The sequence below is a fragment of the Candidatus Erwinia dacicola genome (assembly GCF_001756855.1).
Lineage (GTDB): Bacteria > Pseudomonadota > Gammaproteobacteria > Enterobacterales > Enterobacteriaceae > Erwinia > Erwinia dacicola.
Window position 1 is genome coordinate 1 of sequence record NZ_MAYS01000300.1, and the last position, 6533, is coordinate 6533.

Sequence of the window (6533 nt, forward strand, 5' to 3'; positions counted from 1 at the left end):
TAGTTGACCACTACACATCCATTAAGCAGCTAGCGTCCATGTTTTGCCTTTGCCTCCATCCTAGTAAGCATCCTGAGTGCCCTGCCAACCAAGCCTGTGCGCTTCATCCTGAAGTGAAATATCCTATTTAGCTACGAATGTAGACTAACCAGTCCGTCTTACAAGGTAAGAAACGTAATTTTTACCCTGTTTTTTATTTTTTTATAATTTCATAAAAAAAGCAAAAAATCTATTTTTATTGAGTGTCAAATGCAGAAAGTGCTGCCAGCAGCAATGGTCTGTGTTTCACAGAGGAAATCGAGACCGCGTCTTACCGGGCGCTTTATCACCATACAGGGTATAATCAGCGCAATTGCCCTTTTTATTCTGGAGTATCTATTTTGTCTGGCTGGAATTATCACGTCACCCATTTTGTCACCAGCGCCCCTGATATCCGTCACCTGCCTGTCGATACCGGCATCGAAGTGGCTTTTGCCGGGCGTTCTAACGCGGGTAAATCCAGCGCACTGAATACGCTGACGAACCAGAAAGCCCTCGCGCGTACCAGTAAAACGCCGGGTCGTACGCAGCTTATTAACCTATTTCAGGTGGCCGAGGGCTATCGCTTGGTCGACCTGCCAGGCTATGGTTATGCGCAGGTCCCGGAAGAGATGAAATTGAAATGGCAGCGTTCGCTGGCAGAGTATCTGCGCGAGCGCGTCTGTCTGAAAGGACTGGTGGCGCTGATGGATATTCGTCACCCGCTGAAAGACCTCGATCACCAGATGGTCATGTGGGCGATCCAGAGCGGCATTGAAGTGCTGATACTGCTGACCAAGGCCGATAAGCTGGCCTCGGGTGCGCGCAAGGCGCAGCTCAACGCCGTACGTGAAGAGGCTAAGACCTTCCTCGGCACCGTGGAAGTTGAAGCATTCTCATCGCTGAAGAAAATCGGCGTGGATAAGCTGAGCCAGAAGCTCGACAGCTGGTATCGCGATCTGCCACCGGCCACGGAAGACGATATTCCGGCTGAATAAGCCCCCGCTTCACCAAGTTAGGCGTTTCTGGCCCCCCTGCGCAATCGGTATAAACACCGCACAAAATCCCAGATAGCGCCCAACAAAAAAGCCCCAGTCATTAGCGACTGGGGCGGCTAAATATTCAGCCAAATCCGATTACGTGAAGTAAAATGTCTTAAGGACAGAATATCTTACCTCTGTACCTTACGACCCCAACTTTACATGATTTTCTGAGCGCTAAAAAGTTTTTTTGTAGTTAATTTTCAGAAAACGGCAGCCGTAATCCTACTCAGGTCACATTCTGAGGGTCATGCTGTAGCTTAATTACAAAAAAAGTATTTTGCCTGAGAAGCTTAGGTGATTTTCTGAACGCAGGGTGCAGGAATGGGCCGCTGAACCGATTAAAGCTACGAATTAAAGCTACGAATTTCTTATGGGTTACTGCACGCTGCTGATTTGCTGAAAAAACAGCAGCGTGCAGTTGGGGATAACTTAGTGCGCCTGATCCCAGTTGTCTCCCACGCCGATATCCACGCGCAGCGGCACATCCAGTTTCATACTGCCTTCCATCAGCTCACGGATTTTCGCTGACGCAACGTCGACCAGATCGGTCTGCACCTCAAACACCAGTTCATCGTGTATCTGAATGATTATTTTGATCTGCGGGATTTCCTGCGAGGACAGCCATTCATCGACCGCAATCATCGCACGTTTAATAATATCCGCAGCGGTTCCCTGCATCGGGGCGTTGATTGCCGCACGCTCCGCAGCTTTACGGCGCATCGCATTGCTGACTTTAATGTCGGGTAGATACAAACGGCGACCATCCAACGTCTCGACATAGCCCTTCTCTGCCGCCAGTTCGCGGGTGCTTCTCATATACTGCAATACGCTAGGATAGCGCTCGAAATAGAGGTCCATATATTTCTTCGCTTCACCGGCACCAATATTCAGCTGGCGCGACAGCCCGAATGCGCTCATACCGTAGATCAGACCAAAGTTAATCGCCTTGGCGCTGTTGCGCTGTTCGCCGCTAACCTTATCCAGCGCCACGCCAAAGACTTCGGCGGCGGTGGCGCGGTGAATATCCTGCTCGCTGGCAAAGGCGGTCAGCAGCCCTTTATCCTGCGACAAATGCGCCATAATACGCAGCTCAATCTGCGAGTAGTCGGCTGCAACAATGCGGCTGCCCTTCGGCGCAATAAATGCTTGGCGGATACGGCGTCCTTCATCATTGCGGACCGGGATGTTTTGCAGGTTCGGATCGCTGCATGAGAGGCGCCCGGTTGCCGTCACTGTCTGGTGATAGGAGGTGTGCACGCGGCCGCTGTGCGGATTGATCATCAGCGGCAGCTTGTCGGCATAGGTCGATTTCAGCTTTGAAAGCCCGCGATGCTCCAGAATTACCTTCGGCAGCGGATAGTCCAGCGCCAGTTCGGCTAACACTTCCTCATTGGTGGACGGCGCCCCACCCGGGGTTTTCTTGGTGGGTTTAATACCCTGCTTTTCAAACAGGATGGTCTGCAGCTGCTTCGGAGAGGAGAGGTTAAACGGCTCGCCCGCCAGCTCGTGTGCTTTCAGCTCCAGCTCGGCCAGACGAGTTCCCAGCTCCTGCGAGTGCGCGACCAAGATGTTTTGATCGATCAGCACGCCGTTGCGCTCAATACGCGAAATAACTGGCACCAGCGGCATCTCTACCTGCTCAAAGACGTTTTTTGGCCCCTGCTCTTTTTCAAGTTCCGTCCACATTTTCAAATGCAGCTGCAGCGTAACGTCGGCATCTTCCGCGGCGTAGTGTGCGGCCTGCTCAAGCGCTATCTGGTTAAAGGTCAGCTGATTCTTGCCTTTGCCGGCGATCTCCTCAAAGGTCACCGTTTTATGGCTTAACCAGCACGCGGCCAAGCTGTTCATATCATGGCGGCCAGCCACGCTGTTCAGCGCGTAGGACTCCAGCATGGTATCGAACTGAATGCCCTGTAGCTGGATACCGTAGTTATCCAGCACGCCACGGTCATACTTCAGGTTCTGCCCTGCCTTCAGCGCTTTTGGATCTTCCAGCAGCGGTTTCAGACACTCCAGCACGGCTTTACGATCCAGCTGCACCGGCGCATCAAGATAGTCGTGCGCTACCGGGAGATAGGCAGCCTCGCCCGGCGCGGTGGCAAATGACAGGCCGATGATATTGGCGCTGAGGGTGTCCAGCGAGTCCGTTTCCAGATCGAAGGAGAACAGGTTGCTGTCCTGTAATTTTTTCAACCAGCAGGTGAAGGTCTCGTCATCAAGAATGGTGACGTAGCCGTCAGAGGAGAGCACGCGGGTGGTCTCTTCTGCTGCCAGCTGGCTTTCCGCCGCTGCCAATTTTTTGGTAGAGGGATTGCCTTTATTACCCTGCAGCCATTTGCCCTTTTCGAGGTCAACAATCCAGCGTTTGAATTCGTAATGTTTAAATAACCCCTCCAGCTCTTCGACGGCGGGTTCTTTAACCGTCAGCTTATCGCAGGTCAATTCCAGCTCAACGTCGGTTTTAATCGTCGCCAGCTGATACGAGAGGAAGACCATCTCCTTATTTTGTTCCAGCTTGGCTGCCATGGTTTTTGCCCCGCGGAAGGTCAGGGTCGCGACTTTATCCAGATTGTCATAGATATCTTTTACGCCGCCTAATCCCTGCAGCAGCGCCTGCGCGGTTTTTTCACCGACGCCAGCAACCCCCGGAATGTTATCCGAGGAGTCACCCATCAGGGCGAGGAAATCAATAATCAGCGACGGCGGGATACCATATTTCTCTTCCACTTCATCCGGGCCAAGAATGGCATTATTCATGGTGTTAATCAGCATGATATTCGGCGACACCAGCTGGGCCATGTCTTTATCACCCGTGCTGATCAGCACAGGTTTGCCCATCTTCTCTGCCGCCAGCGCCAACGTGCCGATGACGTCATCGGCCTCTACGCCGGAAATAGCCAGCAGCGGCAAGCCCATCGCTTTGACCATGGTATGCAGCGGTTCAATCTGCGCATGCAGATCGTCCGGCATCGGCGGGCGATGTGATTTGTACGCTTCAAATAATTCGTCGCGGAAGGTTTTACCCTTGGCATCAAATACCACGGCCACATGACTAGGCTTATATTGCAGCAGCAGGCTGCGCAACATATTTAATACGCCGTACATTGCACCGGTGGGCTCGCCTACGCTATTGGTCAGTGGAGGGAACGCGTGATAAGCACGGTACAGGTAGGAAGATCCATCTACCAGAATCAGTGGGTTTTCTGCAATTTGAGCCATAAGTCGTCACGTTCTTCTTGGGTTTTGATTGAGGGTAAGAATGCCACAGCTCACTATAAAAGATGAAATCACAACGACGAATAATCATCACATAGTGGTGTTTTTGCGCAGCGCTTTGCATTGATTATCTGTGGATAAGTTTGTGCATAAATTTAATAACGATTAATTAATAGCAGACAAACCCGCAAAAAATAAATTAAATAAACCTTTAAAATCATGTAGTTAGTTTATCTTATTGGGATTATCCTTAGATTTTACGGCGTTAGCGAGATGTGGATATAAGTTGGTATCACCAAGCATCGACGCGCGATCTCCGTCTGATGAAAGGACACTTTTACGACAAATATTTTGCAAGGCGGGAAGAAAAAACGCCGGGCGTGCCAGCGTTTAGTTGTACTCTTCGCAGGTTTACTTCTGAGTAATCAGGAACTTCACCACGTTGGCATACTGCTGAACAAAGTTATCCATGGAGCTGGTATCCAAGCCACCGTTGTTAACCATGTATTTGCCGTTAACGAACATCGCAGGCACGCCGCGCAAGTTGACATCGGCTGCCACTTTCTCCTGCTGTGCAACCAGCGATTTCACCACGAAGCTGTTCCAGGCAGCATCATAGGCTTCCGGCGTGATACCTGCTGCCTTGACGAAGACGTCCTTCAGGCTGGTCGGATCGGTAATGGTCTGGCTTTTCTGGATACCATCGAAGATAGGTGCAGTCACTTTATCTTCCACGCCCAGCGCCATAGCGACAGTCCATGCTTGGGTAACGGTTTTACCCATCTCGCCGCCGAGGAATTCAACGTGGTATTTGGTCACTTTAGCGTTCGCCGGCAGGACTTTCTTCACAGCATCACTTACGTGCCAGACATGCTCGAACTCATAGCAGTGTGGGCAAAAGAACGAGAAGAACTCGAGAACCTGTGGCTCACCGGTTACAGGCTTGTCCATAGTCACGTATTGCTGACCATCGGTAAATTGTGCAGCTGAAGCGCTAAATGCCAGAACCATACCGACGAGCGCAAACCAAATCTTTTTCATCGCGAAACTCTCTCCATAAAAACTTAATAGGCGAACCAAAGGCGATCACACCTAGAATACAAGTGTCAGCTGCAGCGGAGACTCCTGCAACAGCTTATCCTGTTCGTTAAAAATTGAAATCTGTCGGCGCCAGAAATCCTCATCTGTCATCCACGGAAAACTGTCTGGGAAGGCCGGACAACCCACGCCAGATAATAAACTATCCGCATAGCACGTAAAGGCTCAATCAGTGACAATTAGTGAGCGTCGAATTCGCAGAACTCACCGTATGCTTCCAGCAGGATATCCCACTGCAGGCGCTGTTCCTGACGGTTACCGCTTACCAGCATCCACAGATCCTCCACAGCCGGGCCATTACGGGCATCGTCGAGATCGACAAATAACGAGCCATCGCGCCATAAAATATTGCAGGGGTGACAGTCACCGTTTAGGCGCAAAGGCTGCCACTGAGTATTCCAGCAGTTTTGTGAAGTTGTGCGCAGGCGTTCAATACTGGCGAGTAAATCCACTTTCAGTTTCGACGGCACCAGCGCGCTGTCGATAAAAATCTGCAGCGGTTCGTCGATGTACGCCTGCAAACCAATAGTTGGCTGTTGGCTGAACAGCTTGCGTTGCCCAACCTGATGAATGCGTCCGAGGAAACGCCCTACCCACTCCAGATGGTCGTAATTATCAGTCTCATACTGTCGGCCACCTAGGCTGGGAAACACCGCATGCCAGAAGCCCTGGTGCCGATAGAGCATCAAGCCATTGAGTTCCAACGGTGCGGCGATGGGGATTTCGTCGGCAAACAGTTCGCTGGCAAACTGATGCTCTTCCTCTATTTGCCCCTGAGACCAGCGCTGTGGACGGTAGAACTTAGCGACGTAACGGCGTTTATCATCATCAACTGATAGACGCGATTTTCATAGCTATTCAGCGCCGTCAGGCCAGACTCCACACGTAGCCCGGTCTCCCACAGTGCATGAACGGTAGCATGCCTACTGCGTGAGCTCGTCTGCTACGCAGCCGAAGTCCTTTCCACCCTCATCGCCGTATTTTATACTGCCTTCCATGTAGATACCGCGACCTGCAAAGCTCCTGTTCCAGCACGATGAGGGTTGGGAACGCTTTCTTGAGAAGAATGGTCATCAGCTCAGCGACTGGACCAAACGCCCTGTCGAACGCATGCTTGCCTGCGGTAGGTCGAGTTCGTCAAGGTAGTGTAAATTCAGA

The 6533-nt window shown here is 51.4% G+C and carries 3 protein-coding genes and 2 pseudogenes; 2 read left to right on the forward strand and 3 right to left on the reverse strand.

Going from position 1 to position 6533, the window contains the following annotated elements; all coding sequences use genetic code 11:
- Positions 1 to 380 precede the first annotated feature (380 nt).
- Entirely contained in the window at positions 381 to 1016 is a 636-nt protein-coding gene (yihA, locus tag BBW68_RS08880) for a ribosome biogenesis GTP-binding protein YihA/YsxC (RefSeq protein ID WP_070135064.1), read from the forward strand.
- Between the two features lie 474 nt (positions 1017 to 1490).
- Here the strand turns inward: yihA and polA are convergent, their stop codons facing one another.
- The 3 genes and pseudogenes from polA to BBW68_RS08895 form a co-directional block, all read right to left on the reverse strand.
- Positions 1491 to 4280: a DNA polymerase I gene (polA, locus tag BBW68_RS08885; protein WP_070135066.1), complete on the reverse strand. Its 2790-nt coding sequence runs from the start codon at positions 4278 to 4280 to the stop codon at positions 1491 to 1493.
- A gap of 408 nt (positions 4281 to 4688) precedes the next feature.
- A complete protein-coding gene (gene dsbA, locus BBW68_RS08890; RefSeq protein ID WP_070135068.1) occupies positions 4689 to 5318 on the reverse strand; it encodes a thiol:disulfide interchange protein DsbA in 630 nt (209 codons plus the stop codon).
- 51 nt (positions 5319 to 5369) lie between these two features.
- Positions 5370 to 6279 (reverse strand): annotated as a pseudogene (locus BBW68_RS08895) (serine/threonine protein kinase).
- A 98-nt stretch (positions 6280 to 6377) separates the two neighbouring features.
- On the opposite strand from BBW68_RS08895, the pseudogene BBW68_RS20665 reads away from it, so the two are divergent.
- Positions 6378 to 6500, forward strand: a pseudogene (locus BBW68_RS20665) (IS91 family transposase); the annotation flags it as partial.
- Positions 6501 to 6533: the final 33 nt, after the last annotated feature.